Consider the following 22023-nt stretch of genomic DNA (forward strand, 5'->3'; position numbering starts at 1 on the left):
TGCGCTCCCTGCGGGAACCCCTCCGGCAAAAACATGGGTGAAAAAGGCCGCATCTCGGCCTTCGGCCTCGATGCGGTGAACCGCGCTCACTGCGTTCGCGCGGATGCTCAGTAGAGTCCGCAGAGTGAACAATTGCGGTGGCGCGCGCCGTCGAGCGTCTCGTCGCGAGACGGCGTCGCGCGAGGGATGAGGAGCGCAGCGAAGCGAGCACCGCAATCGGTTGGGGAGGCGTGTGGCTGTTTGCAATGCTGTACTGGCGGATTGAAAGGGCGAGGCGCGCTCGCGTTCAGTACAGTCGTCTGAGCAGGCACTATCCGAGCGGAGCGAGGATATCCTGCTCAGCGACCGCGAGCGCGTCGAGGGCTTTCATCGCTTGCTGTCGACTGTGGTTCCGTTCACTCGACTTCATTCCACACCAACCCTAACAGAACTAACCACTCAACTCGCATACCCACTGAACACCGCCGGCCCTCGGAAAACTGACGACCGGGCTACCGCTCGCGGCCCAACCGCTCGACGACGAACTCGCGGTCGAGGTCGGCGAGGAAGTAGCCCAGCTGGGGCCCCTCCTGCTCGTCGAAGAACAGCCGGTAGCCCACCGAGAAGAAGTCGCCAACCTCGAGGTCGTGGCGCCGCGCGGCCTCGTAGATCTCGCCCTGGATGGCCTCGCCGTCGTGGCCCTCGGCGACGAAGTCCGCGAGGTCGGCGAGCGCGGCGGCGGTCGCCTCGTCGACGGAGACCTCGGGTCGATCCGAGCGGGCGACGGTGTAGTTGTACTCGTTGTCGGTGCGGTCGGCCCACTCGCTGGCGAGCGCGACGCGGCCGAAGGCGTCCTCGACGGCCCAGGCGGGGTCGTCGTCGGCGACGTGGCCCTCCTTGCGGGCCGTCTCCGCGCGCGCGTCCTCGTCGTCGAACATGCCGAGGACGGCGGCGAAGGTGTAGGGGAGGCGGACGCGCTTCGCGAACTCGCCGTTGAGGAACTCGCGGCGGCGCCGCCGGTCCTCGGAGTCGTTGTGGTCGAAGGTGACAGCGTGACCGTCGTCGCCCGCCTCGACGGCGTCGAACAGGTCGCTCGCGGCCAGCGCCTCGGGCGGCACGTCGTCCAGGGAGAGCAGGAACGGGTAGACGCGCTCGGCCCGGCGGGTCTCCTTCTCGGTGCCGGACTCCTCGCCGTAGTAGAGGCGCTCGACGCGGTCGAACTCGTCGACGAGCTGGTCCAGCCGCTGGACGCTGAAGTCGCGGGCCCTGTTGGGATCCTTGGCGAAGAAGAAGCGGACGACCTCGGGTTCGAGCATCTCCAGCACGTCGTGGGCCAGGACGATGTTGCCCTCCGAGGAGGAGAAGGGCTCGCCGTCGAGCGTGAACCACTCGTACACCATCGGTTCCGGCGGTTCGATGTCGAGGACGTTCTCGGCGATGTCGACGCCGGAGGGCCACGACCCCTCGGCGTGGTCCTTCCCGAACGGCTCGAAGTCCACCCCGAGGACCTGCCACTGGGCGGGCCACTCGAAGCGCCAGGGGAGCTTCCCCTCGCGGAAGGTGGCGGTGCCCTCGTGGCCACAGCCCTCGATGGTCCGGTTTCCGGCCTCGATGTCGGTGCAGCGGTACTCGACTTCGCGGGCGTCGACGTCGACGTCGGTGACGGTCTCGGTCACCTTGCCGCACTCCGAACAGAACGGGTTGAACGGGACGTAGTCCTCGTCGACCTTGGCCTGGTACTCCGAGAGGACCTCGCGGGCCCGCTCGCGATTTCTGAGGACGTGTTCGACGACGTCGTCCATGCGCCCGGACTCGTACAGTTCGGTGGTCGAGACGACGTCGATGGGGGCGTCCAGCAGTTCGGCGGACTCGGCGATGAGCGTCGAGAAGTGCGCGCCGTAGGAGTCACAGCAGCCGAAGGGGTCGGGGATGTCGGTGTAGGCGTGCCCGAGGTTCTTGCCGAGCGCGCCGGCGTTCACGTCGCCCAGATCGACGATCTTGCCGTCCAGGTCGGCGAGCTTCCGGGGGAGCTTCCGCAGGGGGTCGCGGTCGTCGGTGGTGAACACCTGGCGGACCTCCCAGCCGCGCTCGCGGAGGACCTCGGCGACGAAGTAACCGCGCATGATCTCGTTGACGTTGCCCAGGTGGGGGACGCCGGAGGGCGAGATGCCGCCTTTGATCACGATCGGCTCTTCGGGGTCGCGCGCCTCGACGGCGTCGGCGACCTCGTCGGCCCAGAACGCGTAGTGGCTCTCGCCGTCGGTCTCGTCGCTTCGGGTGTCGTCGGTCGCTTCGGTGTCGCCCGGGGCGTCGGTCTCGTCCGCGTTCGCGGTGGCGCTCGGGCCGTCGACGCCGCTCTCGGGGTCGCTCTCGCTCATCGGTCGGTCCACTCCGCGGGCGGTTCGCTCACGCCCTCGGGGACCACGTCGGTGCCGTCGTGGTCGCCGGTGCGGATCGCGTGCTCGACGCGTTCCGGGTCGTCACCGTCGAGCACGATCGTTCGGATACCCGAGCGCTGGACGATCTTCGCGGCCAGCAGGTCGACCGGGGCGTTGCTCCCGGCGTCCATCTCCAGGTCCGCGATCAGGTCGACGAGGTCGGCGGCGGTGATCTCCGCGAACTTCGTCGCGTCGCCGTTCTCGCTCGGGTCGTCGTCGTAGACGCCGTCGACGCTCGTCGCGTACACGAGGAGGTCGGCGTTGACGAACTCGGCGAAGGCGGCGCTGACGGCGTCCGTGGTCTGGCCCGCGACGGTGCCGCCCAGCACCGGGATGTCGCCTCGCCGGATCGCCTCGCGGCCGGTCTCGTAGTCCTCGGGCGGCGTCGGCGCGGCGCGTTCGTCGAGCGCGGCGATGAGCAGTCGCGCGTTCAGTCGGGTGACCTCGATCCCGAGCTGGTCGAGCTCTATCTCGTTGGCGCCCAGTTCCCGCGCAGCGCCGATGTACTCGCGCGCCGTCGGCCCGCCGCCGACGACTGTCCCGAGCGTGTATCCGTCGGCGTCGAGCGATTCGATCGCGTCGGCGTAGGCCCGGACCCGTTCGGGACCGACTGACGGAACGAGGACGCTCCCGCCGATAGAAACGACTGCTTTCATTGGCACGGCGTAGCCGCGAGCCCGTCTTAAGGGTTGTCAAGCCGCGACGCCGCCCTGTGGCGCCGACCGCCGCACGTCACCGCTCCACGCCGCTCGCTGGACCCGCGTTCGCGACGCGTCGCACCGGCCGCCCGACGGGGATGCGGAAAATGTTACCTCAACCTTGAACTGAACGGGGCCAGAAAACCGCGCAAATCGGCGGCCGTGCGAGCGAGGCGCAAAACCAAACGAGGGGTTTAGAACCAGTTATAAAACGTCTAACTATCTCAGAAAACGTTCTAAAAGACCGATTTCACCCCGTTTTTGCCGGGTGGTTTGTGAAACGACACGAAGCGATGCGAAGCTTCCTCCCTTTATATGGGATTACGGGTGTCAGGGTGAAGCGAGGCGACAACATGAGCTCGATACTCCAGCCCTCCAACGAAGACGAGCCGTCGAAAGAAGAGCGACTGAAGGCCTATCTCACCCAGAAGGCCGAAGACGGTGAGATGTACTTCAAGAGCAAGTTCATCGCAGACGAAGTCGGCCTGTCGCCGAAAGAGATCGGCGCGCTCATGGTGAAGATCAGCGACACGGCCACCGACCTCGAGGTCGAGAAGTGGTCCTACACGAGCGCGACCACGTGGCGCGTCGAAACGGCGTGATACCGGACCGGTAACCGCCGATTACGTCGACGACACCCCCACCACAGACCCCACACGACTCCACCACAGACCCCACACGACTCCACCACAGACCCCACCACGAACTCCACCACAGACCCCACCACGAACTCCACCACAGACCCCACACGACTCCACCACAGACCCCACCACGAACTCCACCACAGACCCCACCACGAACTCCACCACAGACCCCACCACGAACTCCACCACAGACCCCACACGACTCCACCACAGATCACCACACCCTGCAGACAACTGACACACCCCGCACTCCACGGCCGCACGCGCGGCCGCCGTCTCCCCTGATACGCGGGACCCGTATCGAACGGCGTCCCGGTCCCGTTTTCACCACTCCTCGTCCGGTCGAGCGGCCGCGCCGGGCGGCGGACGTCGGCCACTTCCCGGGATTTATACCGGGGTGAACCCAACCGGAAACCGATGGACGAGCGTCGCACGCCGGCGGACGGGCCGTCGGTCGAAGCCGTACAGTCGGTCTTCCAGGTGACCGACGTCCGGGTCGCCGACGACACGATATACTATCTGGGGACGCCGCTCGCGTCCGCGAAGGAGTTGGAACGGGAGCTCTGGGGGCTCTTTCGCGACGCCGGCTACGACGTGTCGCTGACGACCCGCGCCCAGTCGGCGGCCTCGTTCGACGAGACGGGAGTCGTCGAGGACCGCTTCGGGCCCACGCGGCCACAGTACGTCCTCGTCGCCGAACCCCGCTCGCCACACATCGACGGGGTCCCGTGGACCAACCTCGTCTTCTTCGTCCTGACGGTGCTGTCGACGCTCCTCGTGGGCACGCAGTGGTACTACGTCGAGATCGAGGGGCCGCTCTCCCTGCTGGAGGCGTGGCCGTTCACCGCGGCCATCCTCGGGGTGCTCGCCGTCCACGAGTTCGGCCACTACGTCATGATCCGCTACCACGACGTGGACGCGAGCCTCCCCTACTTCATCCCGTTCCCCTCGCTCATCGGGACGATGGGCGCGGTGATCCGGATGCGCGGCCGCATCCCCGACCGGAAGGCGCTGTTCGACATCGGCGTCTCCGGCCCGCTGGCGGGACTCGGGGCCACAGTCGTCGTCACGGTGATCGGCCTCCACCTCGATCCGATCACCGTCCCCGAGCGCGTGCTACAGGGGTCGTCAACGTCGCTCCGGTTCAACGACCCCCTCCTGCTGGTCGCGCTCGCGGAGCTGACCGGACAGCCCCTCTCGTATTCGGACCCGACGCTGGCCGCCAATCCCGTCATCTTCGGCGGCTGGGTCGGCATGTTCGTCACCTTCCTCAATTTGCTTCCCGTCGGGCAGTTCGACGGCGGGCACATCGTCCGGGCCATCCTCGGTCCGCGTCAGGAGACCGTCGCCGCGGCCGTCCCGGCGGTGCTGTTCGGCCTCGCCGGCTACCTCTACGTCGCACAGGAGGCGACGAACGCGGTCGTCCTCTGGGCGTTCTGGGGGCTGATCGCCGTCGGCCTGGCCTACGCCGGCCCCGCGACGCCGATCCGCGACGAACCCATCGACCGCCGTCGCAAGGCGGTCGGCGCGCTGACGCTCGTGCTCGGGCTCCTCTGTTTCACGCCGGTGCCCTTCGAGATTCTGGCCGCGTGAGCGAGTAATCTGCGACCAGCACCGCTCAGTGCGTGTACCCACGGTCCGGGAGCGCGTCGCCGTCCAGCGTGACGCCGGAGTCCACGACGGTCCCGATCCGGGTCAGGGCGACCGGCATCTCCGCGCGAACCGCGTCGAGGTCCGATTCGGGGAGGGTACAGACGAGTTCGAAGTCCTCACCGAAGAACGCGCCCAGTTCGAGCCGTTCGTCGGTGCCGTCCGCTACTTCCTCGACTACGTCGTCGATGGGGAGCGGCGACTCGACGGCCATCCCGCAGTCGCTGGCCTCGGCGAGCTGGTGGAGCGACCGCGCCAGCCCGTCGCTGGAGTCCATCATCGCCGTCGCGCTGCCGGCGAGCGCTCGGCCCGCCGCGATCCGGGGATCGAACCGGAAGAAGTCGTTCGCGCGCTCGGTCTCACCGCGCTCGAACAGCCGGAGGGCGGCCGCGCTTCGACCGAGCGTTCCGGTCACGCAGACCGCGTCGCCGGGCCGGGCGCCCGACCGCAGAACGGGGTCGTCGGTCCGGCCCAGGGCGGTGGTGGCGACCGTGAACTCGACGTGGTCGTCGAGGTCGCCGCCGACGTACTCGGCGTCGACGGACTCGCAGGCGTCGGCCGCGCCGTCGACGAAGTCGACGAGTTCGCGTTCGTCGAAGGCGGGGGCGGCGTAGACGGCGACTGCCGCCGTGGCCGCGGCGCCCATCGCGGCCACGTCGGACAGGGAGGCGCCGACTGCCCGCCAGCCGGCGGTGTAGCGGGTCGTCCCGTCGGGGAAGTCCGTCCGGTCGTGGAGCATGTCGGTGGTGACGACCTGCCCGTCGACGACGGCGGCGTCGTCGCCCGCCGCCGGAAGCCGGTCGGCGAGCAGTCCCAGCGCGGTCCGTTCGTCCATAGCCCGCTTTCGCCCGCCGGGTCAAAACCCTCTGTGATCCGCTCGTCGGGGCGAGACACCGGCCGGCCGTCCGCCCGCGGTGGCGCCACTCCGGTGGGTTCAAGCCCGGGACGCCCTTCGTCGCGGACATGAACGGGGACAGGTGGGCGACTGTCGTCGGATTCGCCGGCGCGGCGGTCGTTCTCGCCGCTCTCGTGTGGGTCGTCGGCATCGACGACATCGTCTCGCAACTCCGCGGGATCGAGGTCGCCTACCTGTTCGCCATCCTCGGTGTCGCGGTGTGCTGGCTCGTCTTCTGGGGGCTGGCGCTCCGGGCGGTCCTCGGCGCGCTCGACGCCCCGATATCGGTCGTGATGAGCGCGCTCGTGTTCGCCGGCGCCGTCTTCTCGAACAACGTCACTCCCTTCGGGCAGGCGGGGGGCGAACCGGTCAGCGGCTACCTCATCTCGCGGGCGACCGACCGCGAGTACGAGACCGGGCTCGCGGCCATCGCCTCGGTCGACGCCATCCACTTCGTCCCCTCCATCGCGTACGCGACCGTCGGCCTGACGTTCGTGCTGGCCGGCGCCGCCCAGTTCGGCCGCAACCTCGTCTTCGCGACGAGCGCGCTGGTCACCCTCGCCGTCGGGATCCCGGCCGCCGCGTACTTCGGCTGGCAGTACCGCTACGAACTCGAAGCGGCCGTCGTCCGCGCGGTGACGCCGATCGTTCGGTTCCTCGGTCGGATCGTCCCGCGCAAGACGCCGCCGACGCCAGCGGACATCGAGCGTCGCATCGAGGGCTTCTTCGCCGCGATCGACCGCGTCGCGGGCAGTCGCTCGACGCTGATCGAGGCCATCGGCTTCTCGGCGCTGGGCTGGCTGGCGATGTGCTTCTCGCTGTGGCTCTCCCTGTTCGCGCTCGGCCACACGGTCGAGTTCTCCGCGGTGTTGCTCGTCGTCCCGATGGGTGCGGTCGCCGGGATGACTCCGTTGCCGGGCGGTCTCGGCGGGGTCGACGCGGTGCTGATCGCGCTCCTCGCGTCGACGACTCCGGTCCCCGCCGCCGCCGCGGGCGCGGCGGTGCTCGTCCACCGCGGCGCGACGTACGTCTTCCCGACCGTCGTCGGCGGCGGCGTCGCCTTCGCGCTCGGGGTTCGCGACTGAGGTCGTCGGTCCGCCCGCTCGTGGCTCGCGGGTCGCTTCGCTCACGCCTCGCACCGCTCCCCGCTCGTGGCTCGCGGGTCGCTTCGCTCACGCCTCGCACCGCTCCCCGCTCGTGGCTCGCGGGTCGCTTCGCTCACGCCTCGCACCGCTCCCCGCTCGTGGCTCGCGGGTCGCTTCGCTCACGCCTCGCACCGCTCCCCGCTCGCATCTTTCCGAGGCCCCTCCCTCCGGTCGGGTCTCGCTCCCCCTGTGTCGCTCTGCCGTACCCGTCCGACGAACGATGCCCTTAAATGAACCGCACCGGAAGTCACCTGCAATGGCGACACTCTACGACGTGCCCGCGGAAGCCCTCAACGAGGCTGTCGCGGAGCGTCTCACCGAGGAAGACGCAGTGGAAGCGCCCGACTGGCTCACCTTCGCGAAGACCGGCGTCGGCCGCGAGCTCCCGCCGGAGCAGGACGACTTCTGGCAGATCCGTGCCGCCAGCCTCCTCCGGAAGGTCGCCGTCGACGGCCCCACCGGCGTCGGCGCACTCCGAACGGCCTACGGCGACTCGAAGCAGGGCTCCAACCGCTACCGGGTCCGCCCGGACCACACGACGGACGGCAGCGGCAAGATCGTCCGCACCGCGCTCCAGCAGCTCGAAGACGCCGGCTACGTCCTGACCGCCGAGGGCGAAGGTCGCCGCGTCACCCCCGAGGGCCAGAGCCTCCTCGACGAGGTCGCCGGCGAGGTCCTCGAGGACCTCGACCGACCCGAGCTCGAACGCTACGCCTAACTCCGTTCTGCAGGCCGTCTCTCGGTCTCCTCGCCCGACAGCTACGGCGCCGTCCGCGCGGGCTGTCCGGCGTTCGCCTCGGTGTTCGACCCGACGTTCGCGTCCGTGGCTCACCGTTTCGACGCGGACGTGAGCCGTTCGCGGCGCCGGTGGCTCCGAAATCGTTTTCCCCACGACTCGACAAGTGGTCCCTATGAGCGGAGAACCGAACGACGAAGAGCTAGAGAAGCTCCGGCAGGAGAAGATGGAGCAGCTGCAGGAACAGGGCGGCCAGGGTGGCCAGGGCGTCGACGAGGAGGCGATGAAGGCCCAGCGCGAACAGCAGGAGGCCCAGAAGAAGGCGATGCTGCGCAAGCATCTCACCGACGGCGCGCGCAAGCGCCTCAACACGGTGCAGATGTCCAAGCCGGAGTTCGGCGAGAAGGTCGAACAGCAGGTCCTCGCGCTCGCCCAGAGCGGGCGCATCCAGGGCAAGATCGACGAGGAGAAGATGAAACAGCTCCTCAAGGAGCTCCGACCCGACAAGCAGAGCTTCGACATCCAGCGCCGGTAGATGGCGACCGTCGCCGCGCTGTTTTCCGCCGGGAAGGACTCGACGCTCGCTGCAGTCCTCCTCGACCCGTTCTACGACGTACGGCTCTGTAGCTGTACGTTCGGGCTGGACAGCGGCCCGTCCGTCGTCGAGACCGCCCGGGAGGCGGGCGAGCGGGCGGGGTTCCCGGTCGAGACGGTCGAGCTGGACGAGTCGGTCGCTCGCGAGGCCGTCTCGCGGATGGTCGACGACGGCTACCCGCGCGAGGGGATCCAGCTAGTCCACGAGCACGCGCTGGAAACTGTTGCGAGTCGCGAGGCGGTCGGTGGACGGGCGTTCGACGCCGTTGCGGACGGGACGCGCCGCGACGACCGCGCGCCAGTGATCGAACGGCCGTTCGCCCAGAGCCTGGAGGACCGCAACGGCGTGGACTACGTCCGGCCGCTCGCGGGCTACGGCCGGAGCGCCATCGACGAACTTGCCGAGCGACTGCTGGACGTGGAGACCGGCCCGAGCGAGGATATTCCGACGGGTGATTACGAGACAGAGCTTCGCGCACTGATGGCCGACGAGTACGGTGAGGGAGCCGTCTCCGAGGTGTTTCCCGAGCACGTGCAGTCGCGAGTCGTCGGTCGACGTTCCTGACAAGTCGGTCGCCGAGCGTTCGCTCGACCGACCGGGGCCGCGCCGTCACTCGACCCGTTCGGGGACGAGTTCGGCCAGTTCCGACGCCGCTGCCTCGGGGAGTTTGTTGTTGATGTACGTGCCGGCGCCGAGTTCGCTCCCGGCGAGGTACTTCAGTTTCTCGGCGGTCCGGTAGGGCGGGTAGAACTCCAGGTGGAAGTGGGCGTACTCGGCGCCGGTCCCGTCGGTCGGCTGCTGGTGGGTCGCCATGACGAACGGCATCTCGAACCCGAACAGCGAGTCGTACGCGACGAGGAGGCGCTTGAGCAGCGACCCCAGTTCGCGGCACTCGTCGACGGAGCAGTGATCGAGGGAGGGTCGGTGGTCCTTGGCGTAGACGTGCACTTCGTAGGCGTACCGCGCAGAGAAGGGGACGACGGCCGCGAACGAGTCGTTCTCCGCGACGACGCGCTCGCCCTCGGCGACTTCCGACGCGACGAGGTCGCAGAACAGACACGTGCCTTCCTCGTCGTGGTAGGCGCGACTGGAGTCGAGTTCCCGCTCGATGGTCGGCGGGACGAAGGGGTAGGCGTAGATCTGCCCGTGGGGGTGCTGGAGGGTGACGCCCATCTCCTCGCCCTTGTTCTCGAAGAGGAACACGTAGTCGACCTCCTCGCGCGAGCCCAGATCGCGGTAGCGGTCTCGCCAGACGCGGACGAGCTTTTGGAACGTGGACGCCGGGAGTTCCGACGCGACGGCCTCGTGGTCCGACGTGTAGAGGACTACCTCGCAGACCCCCTTCGCGGGCTCGACGGGGCGGAGGTCGTCGCCGTCGACCGCCGGCGCCGGCGGGTCTTCCTGCAGCGACGGGAAGCCGTTCTCGACGACGGCGACGTCGAAGTCCGACTCGGTGACCGCGGTCGGGACGCCGTCGTCGCGCGGCGGGCAGAACGGGCAGTAGTCCTTCGGCGGCTTGAACGTCCGGTCCTGGCGATGGGTGGCCGTGATGACCCACTCGCGCCCGACCGGATCCCATCGCAGCTCAGACATCGGCCCCGTCGCTCCCGGAGTCGTCGTACTCGGACTCGTCGCGTTCGAGTTCGACGCCCTCGGCCTCGTCTCCGCTGGCCTCGTCGTCGAACTCGTAGTAGATCAGCCGATTGCCGTTCTCGTTTTCGACGTCTCGGCGGCGCATCGTATCCCATCGCTGTCTCGCCAGCGAAATAACCCTCCCGACTGCGCGAGCGGTCGTATCCTCAGTTCGGCCGCCCGACTCCCCCCGTTCCCGTCCGGCCGCCGCTATCGGTCGTGTCGCCGGACGCCGCCGTCGGGGTTGCAGACGTGGACGTCGGGTTCGATACCCGTTCGGTCGCGATAGCGCTCGTCGATAGCGGCCGTCACCGCCTCGGCGACGTCCGGGCGGACCAACGTGACCACGCACCCGCCGAACCCCGCGCCGGTCATCCGCGACCCGAAGACGCCGTCGAGGTCGTCGGCGATGGAGGCGACGGCGTCGAGTTCGTCGATGCTCACCTCGTAGTCGTCCCGGAGGCTCGCGTGGGACTCGTCGAGGAGCGTCCCGACGCGGTCGAGTCTGCCCTCGCGTAGCGCGGCCGCGGCCTCGCGAACGCGCTCGTTCTCGGTGACGACGTGGCGGACGCGCTTTCGCACTGTCTCCGGCAGTTCCGACGCGTGGGCCTCGAACGCTTCGACCGAGACGTCCCGGAGCGACTCGACCGGTTCGTCGAGCGCGTCGTCGAAAAAGTCGACTCCCTCCTGGCAGGTCGCCACGCGGTCGTTGTAGGCGGAGTCGACGAGTTCGCGCTGGACGTTCGTGTTCGTCGCGACGACGGTCACGTCCTCGGAGGGGAGCGGGACGTCCTCGTGCGTCTCGTCCCGGCAGTCGAGGAACAGGGCGCTCTCGCGTTCGGCGTGGACCGCGGCGTACTGGTCCATGATGCCGCAGCTCAACCCGACGAATTCCGTCTCGGCTTCCCAGCAGGCGGTCACGAGTTCCTCGTCGTCGAGCGAGAGGTCGTGGACCGCGGCCAGTGCCGCGCCGACGGCGACTTCGAACGCCGCCGACGAGGAGAGTCCGGCGCCCATGGGTACGTCGCCGACGACGGCGAGTTCCGTCCCGCCGACGTCGTGGCCCCGGTCGAGGAGTCGCTCGGCGACCCCTCCCACGTAGTCGCTCCACGGGGCGTCTTCGGAGGGACTGACGTCCGCGAGGTCGAAGGAGGTGGTCTGGTCGAAATTCGACGAGCGGACGCGGACCGTCCGGTCGTCGCGCGGACGGGCCGCGACGACGGTCCGGCGGTCGATCCCTGCCGGGAGGACGAACCCCTCGTTGTAGTCGGTGTGGCCGCCGATCAGGTTGACCCGGCCGGGCGCCGAGACGACCGCGACCGGTTCCTCCGAGTCGCCGAACGCCTCGTCGAGTACTCCGCGAGCACGCGCTGTCTGGTCGTTCATCACGGATACTCCGTACGTCGACCGGGGAGACAATAAACGCTCACCGTCGCTGGTGGACGGTGTTCTGGCGAGCGTGCTTGTTGACGGTCGTTTCTGGTTGGGTTGGTGCGGAAGGAACCTGGACATGAACGACCGCAGGTGATAGCAGGCGATGAAAGCCCTCGGCGCGCTCGCTCACGGGTCACTCCGTTCCCCGTTCGCGTGTCGAGGCGCTCCCTTCGGTCGCCTCGCGCTCGCGGTCGCTGCGCGGGATATTCTCGGTCGCTGGCGCTCCCTCGGATAGTGGCCCACGCAGGCGACTAAATAAACGCGAGCCGCCTCGCCCTTTCAGTCCACCAGGAAGACGGCACCAGCACTGCACCACACACCTCCCCAGCCGATTGCGCTTCTCGCTTCGCTGCGATACTCATCCCTCGCACGGCTTCGCCTCGCGGCCTCGCTATCGCTCGGCACGCTCGTTAGCGCGCGCCATCGCGATCGTTCACGCCGCCGGCTGTACTGAGCATCCGCGCCGAGCGGAGCGAGGCGCGGTTCACGCGGCCGAACGGAGTGAGGCCGCGCCTTTTTCACCCATGTTTTTGGCCGGGGGGTCGCGCGGTGCGCGACCCCCCGGCGAAAAAGATGGGTTTGAAGCGACCCCTGCCCGAACGTCGTGGTATGTACGAGGGACTCAAGGGATTCACTGACTTCTACCCCGACGAGATGGCCCCGCTCCGGGAGGTCATCGACACCATCGAGGACACGGCCCGGGCGTACGGCTTCCGCGAGACGTCGACGCCGGCGCTGGAACCGGCCGAGATGTGGACGGACAAGAGCGGCGAGGACATCGTCGACGAACTGTACGACTTCGAGGACAGGGGCGGCCGGCACGTCACGCTGACGCCCGAGCTGACGCCGACCGTCGCGCGGATGGTCGTCGCCAAGCAGCAGGCGCTGTCGAAGCCGATCAAGTGGTTCTCGACGCGGCCGTTCTGGCGCTACGAGCAGGTCCAGCAGGGCCGCTACCGCGAGCTCTACCAGACCAACGCCGACATCTTCGGGTCGTCGGAACCGGACGCCGACGCCGAGGTGCTCGCCTTCGCCGCGGACTCGCTCACGAACCTCGGCCTCGACGGCTCGGAGTTCGAGTTCCGCGTCTCGCACCGCGACATTCTCGGGGAACTCCTGCGCTCGTTCGACGCGGACGTGGACACCACCGCGGCCATCCGCGCCGTCGACAAGCGCGCCAAGGTCGAGGACGAGGAGTACCTGGGCCTGCTCTCAGACGCCGGGCTCTCGTACGACCAGGCCCGCGAGTTCGACGATCTGCTCGTCGCCGGCGACGACGACCTCTCGGCGCTGACCGACTTCGCCGACAGCGAGGAACTGGCCGCGGCGGTCGAGAATCTGGAGAACGTCCTCGCCGCCGCCGAGGACTTCGGCGTCCGTCAGTACTGCGACGTGAGCCTGACCACCGCCCGGGGGCTGGACTACTACACCGGCGTGGTCTTCGAGTGCTTCGACGCCTCGGGCGAGGTCTCCCGGTCCATCTTCGGCGGCGGCCGCTACGACCACCTCATCGAGGAGTTCGGCGGCCAGTCCACGCCCGCCGTCGGCGTCGGTATCGGCGTGATGAACTCGACGCTTCCCCTTCTCTTGCAGGTCCACGACGCCTGGCCCGGCGAGGGTATCTCGACCGACTACTACGTCCTCCAGGTCGGCGACGTTCGGTCGGTTGCCTCGCGCATCTCGCGAGAGCTCCGCGAGCGCGGTCACGTCGTCGAGACGGACGTGAGCGGCCGTTCCTTCGGCGGCCAAATGAACTACGCCGACTCCATCGACGCCGAGACGGTGGTTATCGTCGGCGAGCGCGACCTGGAGAACGACGAGGTGACGATCAAGGACATGAAGAGCGGCGAGCAGACGAACGTCCCCGTCGACGAGTTCCCCGGCGAGTCGGATCGGCCGACCTACGACGAGTTCGCCTGAGCGGATGCGCGCCTACCGGGTCGCCTACGACGGCCGGCCGTTCCACGGCTTCCAGCGCCAGCCTGACGTGCCCACCGTCGAAGACGCGATGTTCGATTCGCTCCGGGATCTGGGTGCGCTGGACGGCGAGGAGAGGAAGCCCGACGGCTACGCCGCCGCGGGCCGGACGGACGCTGGCGTTTCGGCCCGGGCCCAGACCGTCGCGTTCGAGGCGCCCGACTGGCTCTCGGCGCGGGCGTTCAACAGCGAACTCCCGGCGTCGGTCCGCGCGTGGGCCAGCGCCGACGTAGACCCGGATTTTCACGCGACGCACGACGCCGAGTCCCGGGAGTACGTGTACTACCTGTACGCGCCTGCTGGCGTGGAGGACGGCCTGAACCAGCAGTCGGTCGAAGACGCGTTCACTCATCTCTCCGGCGAACACGACTTCCACAACCTGACGCCCGACGACGAGGGGACGGTTCGAGACTTGCGCGCCACGGTGGAACGCGACGGCGACTTTCTGGTTCTGGGGTTGGAGGCCGGCGGCTTCGCCCGGCAGCTGGTTCGGCGGGTGGTCGGTCTCGCTGTCGAAATCGGGCGTGGGGAGTCCGAGATGGCGAAGATCGATCGGGTGCTCGATTCGGCGCCGCTGGACGGTCCCGAGGGCGTGGCACCGGCGCCGCCCTATCCGCTCGTGCTCTGGGATGTCGAGTATCCTGATGTCGAGTTCGACGTCGACGAGGACGCGGCGGCGACCGCTCGCGAGGTGTTCGGTTCGCGGCACGCGGAGTTTCGGACTGTCTCCCGAGTTGCCGGCTCGATTCGGGGCTCGCTGGAGTAGTTTCTACAGTAACCGACGGCAAGCGATGAAAGCCCTCGGCCCGCTCGCTAGCAGTAGAGTCGACCGCCAATTTCAGTAAGCGACGAAAGCCCTCGACCCGCTCGCTAGCAGTAGAGTCGACCGCAAACGACAGCAAGCGACGAAAGCCCTCGGCCCGCTCGCGGTCGCTGAGCGAGATATCCGCGCTCGGACAGCCGCACTGCACCGCACTCGCGCGGATAGTGCCCGCTCAGACGACTACACTGAACGCGACCGGGCCTCGCCCTTTCAGTCCACCAGGAACCGCACCGCTACCCCGAGCCTCACGCCTCCCCAACCGACTGCGGTGCTCAGTCGCTGCGCTCCCTGCGCTCCTCATCCCTCGCACGGCTCCGTCGTGCGGCCCTCGTGGACTCGGGCACGCACGACAGCGCGCGCCATCTATCTGAGTCACTGCTTCGAAACCTCGTGGCACACCCTTCCAAACGCACCCAAGACCTATCTCTGACGGTCGAAACAGGTGAGACATGACCGAGGAAGTGAAGGAGTGGTGGGAGCTGACGGCCGGGTGGTTCCAGGACGAGATCGACCTGGACGTGGGGGTCAATTGGACGGGGACGACGAGCGACGACGACTTGACGCTCCTGCTCGACGTGGCGGGCAAGGACGTGCTCGAACTGGGCTGTGGCGGCGGCCAGTGCTCGGTTGCGCTCGCCCAGCGCGGCGCGAACGTGACGGGCATCGATATCTCCGAGGAACAGCTATCGTTCGCGCGCGAACTGGCGGCCGAACACGACGTCGACGTGGAGTTCGCGCAGGGCGACGTGACCGATCTGGGGATGTTCCCCGACGACAGCTTCGACGTGGCGTTCAACGCCTACGTCTTCCAGTGGGTCGACGACCTCGCGGCCTGCTTCCGCGAGACCCGTCGCGTCCTGCGGTCGGGCGGGCGGTTCGTCTTCGCGATTCCCCACCCGGTCTACGACCTGGCCGACCCGGAGACCCACAGGGTCGAGGAGAGCTACTTCGACACCGGCCGGCAGGTCACGACGTACGACGACCTCGACACCGACATGGTGACCTATCGGCACACGGTGAGCGGCGTCCACAACGACCTCGTCGCGGCGGGCTTTCGCGTCGAGCGCATTCGCGAACCGGGCTCCGACGACCCGGACGACTGGGAGGAGGGGCCGTGGGGCGAGGAGAAACCGGAGTTGCTGGCGAAACTGCCGTCGACGCTGATCTTCGAGGCGCGGGCGGAATAATCACGGCCGACCGTCGGCCGATCACCACTCCAGACGTACGGCCATCGCGTCGGTCCGATCGTCGAGCAGCGACTCGTAGAGGTCCGGTGCTTCCTCGGCGGGTCGGACGTGCGAGAACAGGTCGTCGACGGCGAGGCGACCCTGTCGGAGGTACTCGAAGTAGAGGTCTGCGTGACGGGCCTTCGTCCAGGGCGTCTGCGGGGTCGCGGTCGTCGGGTGGCTCAACTGGTGAGCGCCGATGATCTCGGTGCTCGGCGCGTTGACGTAGTCGTGGAAGTCGAGCGACGTTTCGCCGTGCGGACTGGACAGGAGGACGAGCCGACCCTGATCCCTGAGCACGTCGAACTCGTCGGGGATCGCGTCGGGGTTGCCGGTCACCTCGAAGACGGCGTCGGCCATGTGGCTGTTCGTGAGGTCGTCGATGGCGACTACGGGGTCGCTCGCCGTCGGATCGATCCCGACGACGCCCGACTCGTCGGGGAGGTACTCGACGCGCTCCGCCGCGAGGTCGACGCCGACGACCGTCTCGGCGCCCGCGATCCGCGCGAACCGGACGGCGAGTTGCCCGAGGATCCCGAGGCCGTAAACGGCCACGGTCTCGCCCCACTCGACGCGCCCGCGGCGGACGCCGTTCATGACGATCTGGGCGATGGCGAACAGGCTGGCCTGCTGGTCGGTGACGTCCTCTGGGACGGGGACGTACTCGTCGGCGCCGGCGGTGACGTACTTCGCGTGGGGATTCCACGTCGCGACGCGCGTGCCGGGATCGAGAACCATCTCCGGGCCCGCTTCGACGACGGTCCCCACGTTCGTGTAGCCGGGGCCGAACGGATAGGTGCCGTAGTCGTCCCATACCGACCCCTCGGGGTAGTCGCCCGAGAGGACCGTCAGCTCGGTCCCGGCGCTGACGAGCGAGGTGTCGGTCTCGATCAGCGCCTCGTCCGCTCCGGGAGTCGGCCGCCCACGGTCCTCGATCACGACCTCGCGCGGTTCCGGGAAGGCGACGGTCGGGTTTTCCATACGCGTCGTGCTCGCGGTGCCACCATGCGTGTTGGGGCACCGGAACGTTCCACCCGCTTCCGACGCGAATGGGTCGGCCCTACTCGCCGGGCCAGATGCCGGCCGCGCGCATCCCCTCGTCGGCGCCGTACTCCTCGAGTCGTCGCCTGAGGTCGTCGGGATCGAGGCGCGGCAGGTCCGTCGCCGCGACCGCCCGGACGAACAGCGCGGCGAGCATCGCGTGCGCCCGCAGGTTCCGTCGGTCGGCCTTGTCCCGGGTGTCGGCGCGGGTGTGGGTCCACCCGCGGTCCCACGTCCCCTCCGCGTCGGGGCTCTTGCTGTGGAGCTGTAACGCGGGAATTCCCTCGCGCAGGAACGGCCAGTGGTCGCTGTAGGGGTGGGGCCGCTCCTGGACGGACACCGGATGCCCGACCGCGTCGGCGACGCCGGTCGCGAGGTCGGCGACGGCCTCGGAACCGTGGACGAGCGCGTTCAGGTCGCGATAGCGACCCGCGCCGTCCACGTTGACGACCGCGTGGACGTCCTCCAGCGGGCGGCTCGCGGCGAGCGCCTCACTCCCGATCAGTCCCAGTTCCTCGCAGCTCACGCCGGCGACCAGAACCCGACGGTCGAGGTCCATCTCGGCGAGGATCCGGGCCATTCCGGCTACCGTCGCGATGCCACAGCCGTTGTCGAGCGCTCCCTCGCCGACGTCGTGGGCGTCGAAGTGCGCGACGACGACCACGTCGCCGTCCGCTGTGTCTCCGTCTCCCGCGTCCTCGGGGCCCGGACCCAGCGCACCGACGACGTTCCGACTCGTGCCGGGTTCAGTGTCGGCGTCCACGCGGAGGCGGGCGCGAGCGCCTTCGCTCGCGTACTCGCGGAGCCAGTCGCCCGTCTCCGCGCTGACGCCCACGCCGGGGATGGCCGCCTCGGCGTCGAACCGGAGCGAGCCCGTGGGCGGGAGCTGTCCGGGCACGTGGTTCGTGAAGACGAACGCCTCGGCGCCCGCCGCCGCGGCGTGGCCGACCTTCTCCGCGCGGTGGTACGGCCGACCGAAGTCCGGCGGGGTCGCAGTCCTCGTGACGGCGACTGCTCCCGCCACGTCGGCCGCGTCGAGTTCGGCGGGCGTCCCGTAGCCCACGTCCACCAGCGGCGCGTCCCCCTCGTAGGCCGGCGAGTACGGCAACGCGACGGCTTCGAACGAGCGCTCGACGCTCCGTTCGGGCACCGTGACGGCGAGTTCCGTCCGCCCGCGCGTCCACCGGTTCAACTCGAACGGCTCTTCGCGGACGTTTCGGACGCCCGCGTCGGCGAAGGCGTCGGCGACCAGTTCGGCCGCGCGGCGGTCCCCGGGGTGTCCGCCGAGTCGGTCGTCCAGTTCCGTCAGTCGAGTGAGGAGGTCCCAGCCGTCGTCGGCTAGCCAGGCCCGACCCAGCGCCGCGGCGGCCGCGTCGGAGCGTACGAACTCGCGGCTGTCGTCCATATCACCCCTCGCGGCGCAGGCGACAAAAGCGTGGGCCGGAGTGGTCGGCGCCGACTCGGCGCCGAGTCGGGCCGAGGGAGTCGCTGTCGGCTGTCAACGGCACGATGAAAGGCTTACGGCGGTCGGTTGCGAACGCGTAGCCATGAGTTCCGTACCCGAACGCGGCGACATCGACGAGGTGTACAAGTGGGACCTCGAATCTCTCTACGCGGACGACGAGGAGTGGGAAGCGGCGTTCGACTCCGTCTCGGAGCGTCTCGACGACCTCCGGGCCTTCGAAGGGCGGTCGACGGAGGACCCCGAGACGCTCCAGGAGACGCTGGAGACCTACGAGTCCGTCATGCGCGAGGTGGCGAACGTCGGCACCTACGCCCGACTGCGTCGCGACGAGGACACCGCCGATAGCCACTACCAGGCCCTCTCCTCGCGCGCTCAGTCACTCCGTTCCGAGGCCTCCAGCGCGGCGAGCTTCCTCGAACCGGAGATCCAGAGCCTCGACCGCGAGACCGTCGAGGCGTACGTCGAAGAGAACCCCGACCTCGAAGTGTACGAGCACTACTTCGACGACGTGTTGCGGATGAAACCGCACACGCGCTCGGCGGAAGTCGAGAACCTGCTCGCCGATCTGGGCGAGGTCCTGGGCTCGACCGGCGAGGTGTACAACATGCTCGTCAACGCCGATGTGGAGTTCCCGACCGTCGAGGACCCCGACGGGGAGCCCCAGCGGATCACCCTCAACAACTTCACTACGCTCCAGGAGGACCCCGACCGCGAGTTCCGCCGGGACGTGTACGAGACGTTCTACGACGAGTGGGCGGACTACCGCAATTCGATCGCCGCCGCCTACAAGAACAGCGTCAAGACCGACGTGAAACTGGCGCGAGCGCGCGACTACGACACCGCTCGCGAGATGGCGCTCGACGGCCCGAACGTCCCCGTCGAGGTGTACGACACGCTCGTCGACACCGTCGACGACAACCTCGACGTGCTCCAGCGCCACGCCGACCTGAAGCGCCGCTCCATCGGCGCGGACGAACTGAAGATGTGGGACCTGTACGTCCCGATGGTCGAGGGCGAGAGCCCCGACGTGGAGTACGACCAGGCCCGCGAGTGGGTGACCGGCGCGGTCGAACCGCTCGGCGAGGAGTACCAGGGCTGGCTCGACGACGGCCTCGACGCCCGGTGGGTCGACGTGTACGAGACCGAGAACAAGCAGTCGGGCGCCTACTCCAGCGGGACCTACGACTCCCAGCCGTTCATCCTGATGAACTATCAGGACGACGTGGCGTCGATGTACACGCTCGCCCACGAGCTCGGCCACTCGCTGCACTCCGAGTACACCAGCGAACACCAGCCGTACGTGTACAGCTCCTACGAGATATTCGTCGCCGAAGTCGCCTCCACCGTCAACGAGACCCTCCTCACGCACCACCTCCTCGACGTCGTCGAGGACGAGACGCTCCGCCGGCACGTCCTCAACCAGTACCTCGAACGGTTCCGCTCGACGCTGTTCCGCCAGACGATGTTCGCGGAGTTCGAACACGAGACCCACAAACTCGAGGAGGACGGGGAGGCGCTCACCGCCGACCGCCTCGACCAGGTGTACGGCGACCTCAAGCGGGAGTACTACGCCGACGCCGACGTGGACGACCGCATCGCTCGCGAGTGGATGCGCATCCCGCACTTCTACCGCGCGTTCTACGTCTACCAGTACTCGACGGGCATCTCGGCCGCCGTCGCGCTCGCCCAGAACATTCTGGAGGAGGGCGAACCCGCCGCCGAACGCTACCGCGAGTTCCTCGCCAGCGGCTCCCGCGAGTACCCCCTCGAACTCCTGGAGACCGCCGGCGTCGACATGACGTCCTCGGACCCTATCGAGGCCGCCATCGACACGTACGACTCGTTCCTCGACGAGTTCGAAGCGCTGATCTGAGACGCGCGTTCGGCTCTCTTCGTCCGTTTTCCGTTCTCGAACCACCTCCGACGGAATCCATTTCCGCGTCACGCCCCAACTGCGATCGATGAATGCACAGAACCAGCAACCGACGGACGACACCGGGGACACCGCCGAGAGGGTCGTCGTCTCCTACCCCGAAGACCTCAGCACGTGGGGGCGCGACATCCTCGACGGGTCGCCGTTTCGCGCCTACCTGACGAAGACGCTGGGCCGGGTCGAGGCGGGGGTGGTGAGAGAGGAGTTCACCGGCGTCGGGTGCTGTGGCGACACGCTCGACGTCCCACTGAAAATCGAGTCGGTCGAGGGGGGCGACCGGGTCGACGAGTCGACCGAGATCGAGTACACGGTCCGCGAGGCCTGCGGGATCGAGGGCGGGTGGCGGGTCCAGAGCGCGGGCGGGCCGACGGAGTAGCCCGTCAACGGAGATACGAAGTCAGCGTCTCGACGGCGTCGTCGACGGTGGACGACTGGATCCGGCCGAACCGTTCGCCGACGTCGCTCTCTCCGGGCGACACGACGCCCACGGGACGACAAAACTGTCCTCCGGGACACCTCCCTCGACGAAATCGTCGTCGGTGAGCGGGAGCGTCCCGTCGAACCAGGTGCGGGTGGTGAGCGTCAGCGCGACGTACTGCTCGCCGTGAAAGGGGTGATCGTCGGTGTTGACGACCACGAACGGTCGAGTCTCGTTGTCGTCGAACGGGTCGCTCACCGCGACCACGTCGCCGCGTTCGAGCGTCATTCTCCGTCGCCGCTCCGTTCCGCCGCGTCGCGCCACTCGTCCATGTCCTCGGTCCCGAGCCGATCGTTGAGTGCGGCCAGCGATTCGCTCGTTCCACTCGCTTCTCGGAGTCGCTGCGGATCGCCGACCGCCCAGTACGGTCGCTTGTGGCGGACGAGGTCGCGCGTCTCCAGCCGGTGTAACACCGAACTCACGGTGTCGGCGTCGATGCCGGTCTCCGCCGCGATCTCGCCCCGCCGAAACGCCTTGTCGTCGTTCGCAGCGAGAAACCGGAGGACACGGGTCGCGTGGGTCTCCTCGCTCCCGAACTCCCCCTCGCGTTCGAACCGCTCGATGTCGATCGGCACGTCTGTCTGTTTGTTCGACTGTTGTTTGAATGTTTGCCCGTCTGCTGGTGGCGTCCGCTGTGAACGAAAAGACGCTGATTGGGCCGAGAACGTGATTCAGGGCAGGTATCGCACGCTGACGACGCCGGGGCTCGACCGGATCTCGACGCGTTCGACGCCGAGGCGGGCGGCGCGCTCGACGGTCGCCTGGTCGTCGCGCACGTCGGTGACGGCGCTCTCGGTCGACTCCTCGGGGACGGTCAGGACGTGTACCTCGCCGGTACCGGCGCGCTCGCGGGTGGTCACCTCGCCGACGGGCTGGTCGGCGGCCAACTCGACCGCCTGCTGGGTCGGCGGTTCCGAACTCTCCCCGACGGAGACGGTGAACTGGCGGCGCAGTTCCTCGACGGTCCAGACGACGTCCATCGGCGGTTCGGGCGCGAGCGTCGCCTCGATGGCGTCGCCGACGGTCAGGTCCGGGTTCGAAGCCAGCGTGTGGATCTGACTGTCGCTCACGTCGCGCAGTACCGCCGACTCCGCGTCGGCCTCGGTGACGACGAACGTCCCGTCTTTCATACCTGACGGTAGCCCGCCGACCCATTTGGATGCCGCGGTCCCGGACGAACCGCCCTCGCTGGCCGGTCGACGCCGCGACCGCCCGACCACAACCGCTTAGGACG

22 protein-coding genes are annotated in these 22023 nt (G+C 68.5%); 11 read left to right on the plus strand and 11 right to left on the minus strand.

Translation table 11 applies throughout. The features are described from left to right. Positions 1-491: 491 nt before the first annotated feature. On the minus strand, positions 492-2357 hold the full coding sequence (lysS, locus tag D1409_RS16275; protein ID WP_123538045.1) for a lysine--tRNA ligase: 1866 nt from the start codon (positions 2355-2357) through the stop codon (positions 492-494). After that, entirely contained in the window at positions 2354-3073 is a 720-nt protein-coding gene (pyrH, locus tag D1409_RS16280; RefSeq protein ID WP_123538046.1) for a UMP kinase, read from the minus strand. Before pyrH ends, lysS begins: the two co-directional genes overlap by 4 nt. A 395-nt stretch (positions 3074-3468) precedes the next feature. Between pyrH and D1409_RS16285 the strand changes: the two genes are divergently transcribed. Next, the gene (locus D1409_RS16285) at positions 3469-3717 is read left to right on the plus strand and encodes a DUF7123 family protein (RefSeq protein WP_123538047.1); all 249 of its coding nucleotides are present in this window, start codon (positions 3469-3471) and stop codon (positions 3715-3717) included. Positions 3718-4176: 459 nt separating this feature from the next. Further along, positions 4177-5352 (plus strand): site-2 protease family protein, encoded by a 1176-nt coding sequence (locus D1409_RS16290; protein ID WP_123538048.1) that lies wholly within the window; start codon positions 4177-4179, stop codon positions 5350-5352. A gap of 25 nt (positions 5353-5377) precedes the next feature. Here D1409_RS16290 and thiL read toward each other — a convergent pair whose 3' ends face one another. Further along, positions 5378-6244 carry a thiamine-phosphate kinase gene (gene thiL, locus D1409_RS16295; protein WP_123538049.1) on the minus strand — a complete coding sequence of 289 codons (867 nt, stop codon included), beginning with the start codon at positions 6242-6244 and terminating at the stop codon, positions 5378-5380. 128 nt (positions 6245-6372) lie between these two features. On the opposite strand from thiL, the gene D1409_RS16300 reads away from it, so the two are divergent. The 4 genes from D1409_RS16300 (at position 6373) to D1409_RS16315 (ending at position 9344) form a co-directional block, all read left to right on the plus strand. Next, on the plus strand, positions 6373-7389 hold the full coding sequence (locus tag D1409_RS16300) for a lysylphosphatidylglycerol synthase transmembrane domain-containing protein (protein WP_123538050.1): 1017 nt from the start codon (positions 6373-6375) through the stop codon (positions 7387-7389). A gap of 316 nt (positions 7390-7705) precedes the next feature. Then, complete coding sequence (locus D1409_RS16305; RefSeq protein ID WP_123538051.1) at positions 7706-8167, plus strand: 30S ribosomal protein S19e; 462 nt, start codon at positions 7706-7708, stop codon at positions 8165-8167. A gap of 193 nt (positions 8168-8360) precedes the next feature. Then, the gene (locus D1409_RS16310) at positions 8361-8720 is read left to right on the plus strand and encodes a DNA-binding protein (protein WP_123538052.1); all 360 of its coding nucleotides are present in this window, start codon (positions 8361-8363) and stop codon (positions 8718-8720) included. Next, entirely contained in the window at positions 8721-9344 is a 624-nt protein-coding gene (locus tag D1409_RS16315; protein WP_123538053.1) for a DUF7411 family protein, read from the plus strand. 45 nt (positions 9345-9389) lie between these two features. On the opposite strand, the gene galT is transcribed toward D1409_RS16315, so the two are convergent. From galT to galK, 3 genes are all read right to left on the minus strand, one after another. Then, on the minus strand, positions 9390-10373 hold the full coding sequence (gene galT / locus D1409_RS16320) for a galactose-1-phosphate uridylyltransferase (RefSeq protein ID WP_123538054.1): 984 nt from the start codon (positions 10371-10373) through the stop codon (positions 9390-9392). After that, positions 10366-10518, minus strand: coding sequence for a hypothetical protein (locus D1409_RS24660; protein WP_164471728.1), 153 nt, complete (start codon positions 10516-10518; stop codon positions 10366-10368). The genes galT and D1409_RS24660 overlap by 8 nt, the downstream gene beginning before the upstream one ends. A 104-nt stretch (positions 10519-10622) precedes the next feature. Then, positions 10623-11798 (minus strand): galactokinase, encoded by a 1176-nt coding sequence (gene galK / locus D1409_RS16325; protein ID WP_164471729.1) that lies wholly within the window; start codon positions 11796-11798, stop codon positions 10623-10625. A gap of 657 nt (positions 11799-12455) precedes the next feature. Between galK and hisS the strand changes: the two genes are divergently transcribed. From hisS to D1409_RS16340, 3 genes are all read left to right on the plus strand, one after another. After that, a complete protein-coding gene (gene hisS / locus D1409_RS16330) occupies positions 12456-13766 on the plus strand; it encodes a histidine--tRNA ligase (protein WP_123538056.1) in 1311 nt (436 codons plus the stop codon). A 4-nt stretch (positions 13767-13770) separates the two neighbouring features. Then, the gene (truA, locus tag D1409_RS16335; RefSeq protein ID WP_123538057.1) at positions 13771-14589 is read left to right on the plus strand and encodes a tRNA pseudouridine(38-40) synthase TruA; all 819 of its coding nucleotides are present in this window, start codon (positions 13771-13773) and stop codon (positions 14587-14589) included. A gap of 506 nt (positions 14590-15095) precedes the next feature. Next, on the plus strand, positions 15096-15833 hold the full coding sequence (locus D1409_RS16340) for a class I SAM-dependent methyltransferase (RefSeq protein ID WP_123538058.1): 738 nt from the start codon (positions 15096-15098) through the stop codon (positions 15831-15833). A 21-nt stretch (positions 15834-15854) separates the two neighbouring features. Here the strand turns inward: D1409_RS16340 and D1409_RS16345 are convergent, their stop codons facing one another. Together D1409_RS16345 and D1409_RS16350 are read right to left on the minus strand one after the other, a co-directional pair. Then, complete coding sequence (locus D1409_RS16345) at positions 15855-16853, minus strand: zinc-dependent alcohol dehydrogenase (RefSeq protein WP_123538059.1); 999 nt, start codon at positions 16851-16853, stop codon at positions 15855-15857. 79 nt (positions 16854-16932) lie between these two features. Then, positions 16933-18318 carry a M28 family metallopeptidase gene (locus D1409_RS16350; RefSeq protein WP_123538060.1) on the minus strand — a complete coding sequence of 462 codons (1386 nt, stop codon included), beginning with the start codon at positions 18316-18318 and terminating at the stop codon, positions 16933-16935. A 142-nt stretch (positions 18319-18460) separates the two neighbouring features. Here D1409_RS16350 and pepF point away from each other — a divergent pair, with 142 nt between their 5' ends. After that, positions 18461-20251 carry an oligoendopeptidase F gene (pepF, locus tag D1409_RS16355; protein ID WP_123538061.1) on the plus strand — a complete coding sequence of 597 codons (1791 nt, stop codon included), beginning with the start codon at positions 18461-18463 and terminating at the stop codon, positions 20249-20251. An 88-nt stretch (positions 20252-20339) separates the two neighbouring features. Further along, positions 20340-20687, plus strand: a complete 348-nt coding sequence (locus D1409_RS16360; RefSeq protein WP_123538062.1) for a hypothetical protein — start codon at positions 20340-20342, stop codon at positions 20685-20687. 21 nt (positions 20688-20708) lie between these two features. Here the strand turns inward: D1409_RS16360 and D1409_RS16365 are convergent, their stop codons facing one another. From D1409_RS16365 to D1409_RS16375, 3 genes are all read right to left on the minus strand, one after another. Next, the gene (locus tag D1409_RS16365; protein ID WP_206425095.1) at positions 20709-21017 is read right to left on the minus strand and encodes a hypothetical protein; all 309 of its coding nucleotides are present in this window, start codon (positions 21015-21017) and stop codon (positions 20709-20711) included. Next, a complete protein-coding gene (locus D1409_RS16370) occupies positions 21014-21364 on the minus strand; it encodes a MarR family transcriptional regulator (RefSeq protein ID WP_123538063.1) in 351 nt (116 codons plus the stop codon). The genes D1409_RS16365 and D1409_RS16370 overlap by 4 nt, the downstream gene beginning before the upstream one ends. Positions 21365-21460: 96 nt before the next feature. Next, positions 21461-21919: a DUF5812 family protein gene (locus D1409_RS16375; RefSeq protein WP_123538064.1), complete on the minus strand. Its 459-nt coding sequence runs from the start codon at positions 21917-21919 to the stop codon at positions 21461-21463. Between the last annotated feature and the right edge of the window lie 104 nt (positions 21920-22023).

The sequence above is a fragment of the Halosimplex salinum genome (genome assembly GCF_003730195.1).
In the GTDB taxonomy this organism is placed as follows: Archaea; Halobacteriota; Halobacteria; order Halobacteriales; family Haloarculaceae; genus Halosimplex; species Halosimplex salinum.

What these genes read in the sequence shown, in the direction of transcription:
- D1409_RS16350 (WP_123538060.1), bottom strand. Translation starts at nt 18,318, where the DNA reads ATGGACGACAGCCGCGAGTTCGTACGCTCCGACGCGGCCGCCGCGGCG.
- pepF (WP_123538061.1), top strand. Translation starts at nt 18,461, where the DNA reads ATGAGTTCCGTACCCGAACGCGGCGACATCGACGAGGTGTACAAGTGG.
- thiL (WP_123538049.1), bottom strand. Translation starts at nt 6,244, where the DNA reads ATGGACGAACGGACCGCGCTGGGACTGCTCGCCGACCGGCTTCCGGCG.
- D1409_RS16345 (WP_123538059.1), bottom strand. Translation starts at nt 16,853, where the DNA reads ATGGAAAACCCGACCGTCGCCTTCCCGGAACCGCGCGAGGTCGTGATC.
- D1409_RS16310 (WP_123538052.1), top strand. Translation starts at nt 8,361, where the DNA reads ATGAGCGGAGAACCGAACGACGAAGAGCTAGAGAAGCTCCGGCAGGAG.
- D1409_RS16285 (WP_123538047.1), top strand. Translation starts at nt 3,469, where the DNA reads ATGAGCTCGATACTCCAGCCCTCCAACGAAGACGAGCCGTCGAAAGAA.
- D1409_RS16300 (WP_123538050.1), top strand. Translation starts at nt 6,373, where the DNA reads ATGAACGGGGACAGGTGGGCGACTGTCGTCGGATTCGCCGGCGCGGCG.
- D1409_RS16340 (WP_123538058.1), top strand. Translation starts at nt 15,096, where the DNA reads ATGACCGAGGAAGTGAAGGAGTGGTGGGAGCTGACGGCCGGGTGGTTC.
- D1409_RS16375 (WP_123538064.1), bottom strand. Translation starts at nt 21,919, where the DNA reads ATGAAAGACGGGACGTTCGTCGTCACCGAGGCCGACGCGGAGTCGGCG.
- lysS (WP_123538045.1), bottom strand. Translation starts at nt 2,357, where the DNA reads ATGAGCGAGAGCGACCCCGAGAGCGGCGTCGACGGCCCGAGCGCCACC.
- D1409_RS16290 (WP_123538048.1), top strand. Translation starts at nt 4,177, where the DNA reads ATGGACGAGCGTCGCACGCCGGCGGACGGGCCGTCGGTCGAAGCCGTA.
- D1409_RS16360 (WP_123538062.1), top strand. Translation starts at nt 20,340, where the DNA reads ATGAATGCACAGAACCAGCAACCGACGGACGACACCGGGGACACCGCC.
- D1409_RS16305 (WP_123538051.1), top strand. Translation starts at nt 7,706, where the DNA reads ATGGCGACACTCTACGACGTGCCCGCGGAAGCCCTCAACGAGGCTGTC.
- pyrH (WP_123538046.1), bottom strand. Translation starts at nt 3,073, where the DNA reads ATGAAAGCAGTCGTTTCTATCGGCGGGAGCGTCCTCGTTCCGTCAGTC.
- truA (WP_123538057.1), top strand. Translation starts at nt 13,771, where the DNA reads ATGCGCGCCTACCGGGTCGCCTACGACGGCCGGCCGTTCCACGGCTTC.
- D1409_RS24660 (WP_164471728.1), bottom strand. Translation starts at nt 10,518, where the DNA reads ATGCGCCGCCGAGACGTCGAAAACGAGAACGGCAATCGGCTGATCTAC.
- D1409_RS16365 (WP_206425095.1), bottom strand. Translation starts at nt 21,017, where the DNA reads ATGACGCTCGAACGCGGCGACGTGGTCGCGGTGAGCGACCCGTTCGAC.
- galT (WP_123538054.1), bottom strand. Translation starts at nt 10,373, where the DNA reads ATGTCTGAGCTGCGATGGGATCCGGTCGGGCGCGAGTGGGTCATCACG.
- hisS (WP_123538056.1), top strand. Translation starts at nt 12,456, where the DNA reads ATGTACGAGGGACTCAAGGGATTCACTGACTTCTACCCCGACGAGATG.
- D1409_RS16315 (WP_123538053.1), top strand. Translation starts at nt 8,721, where the DNA reads ATGGCGACCGTCGCCGCGCTGTTTTCCGCCGGGAAGGACTCGACGCTC.
- galK (WP_164471729.1), bottom strand. Translation starts at nt 11,798, where the DNA reads ATGAACGACCAGACAGCGCGTGCTCGCGGAGTACTCGACGAGGCGTTC.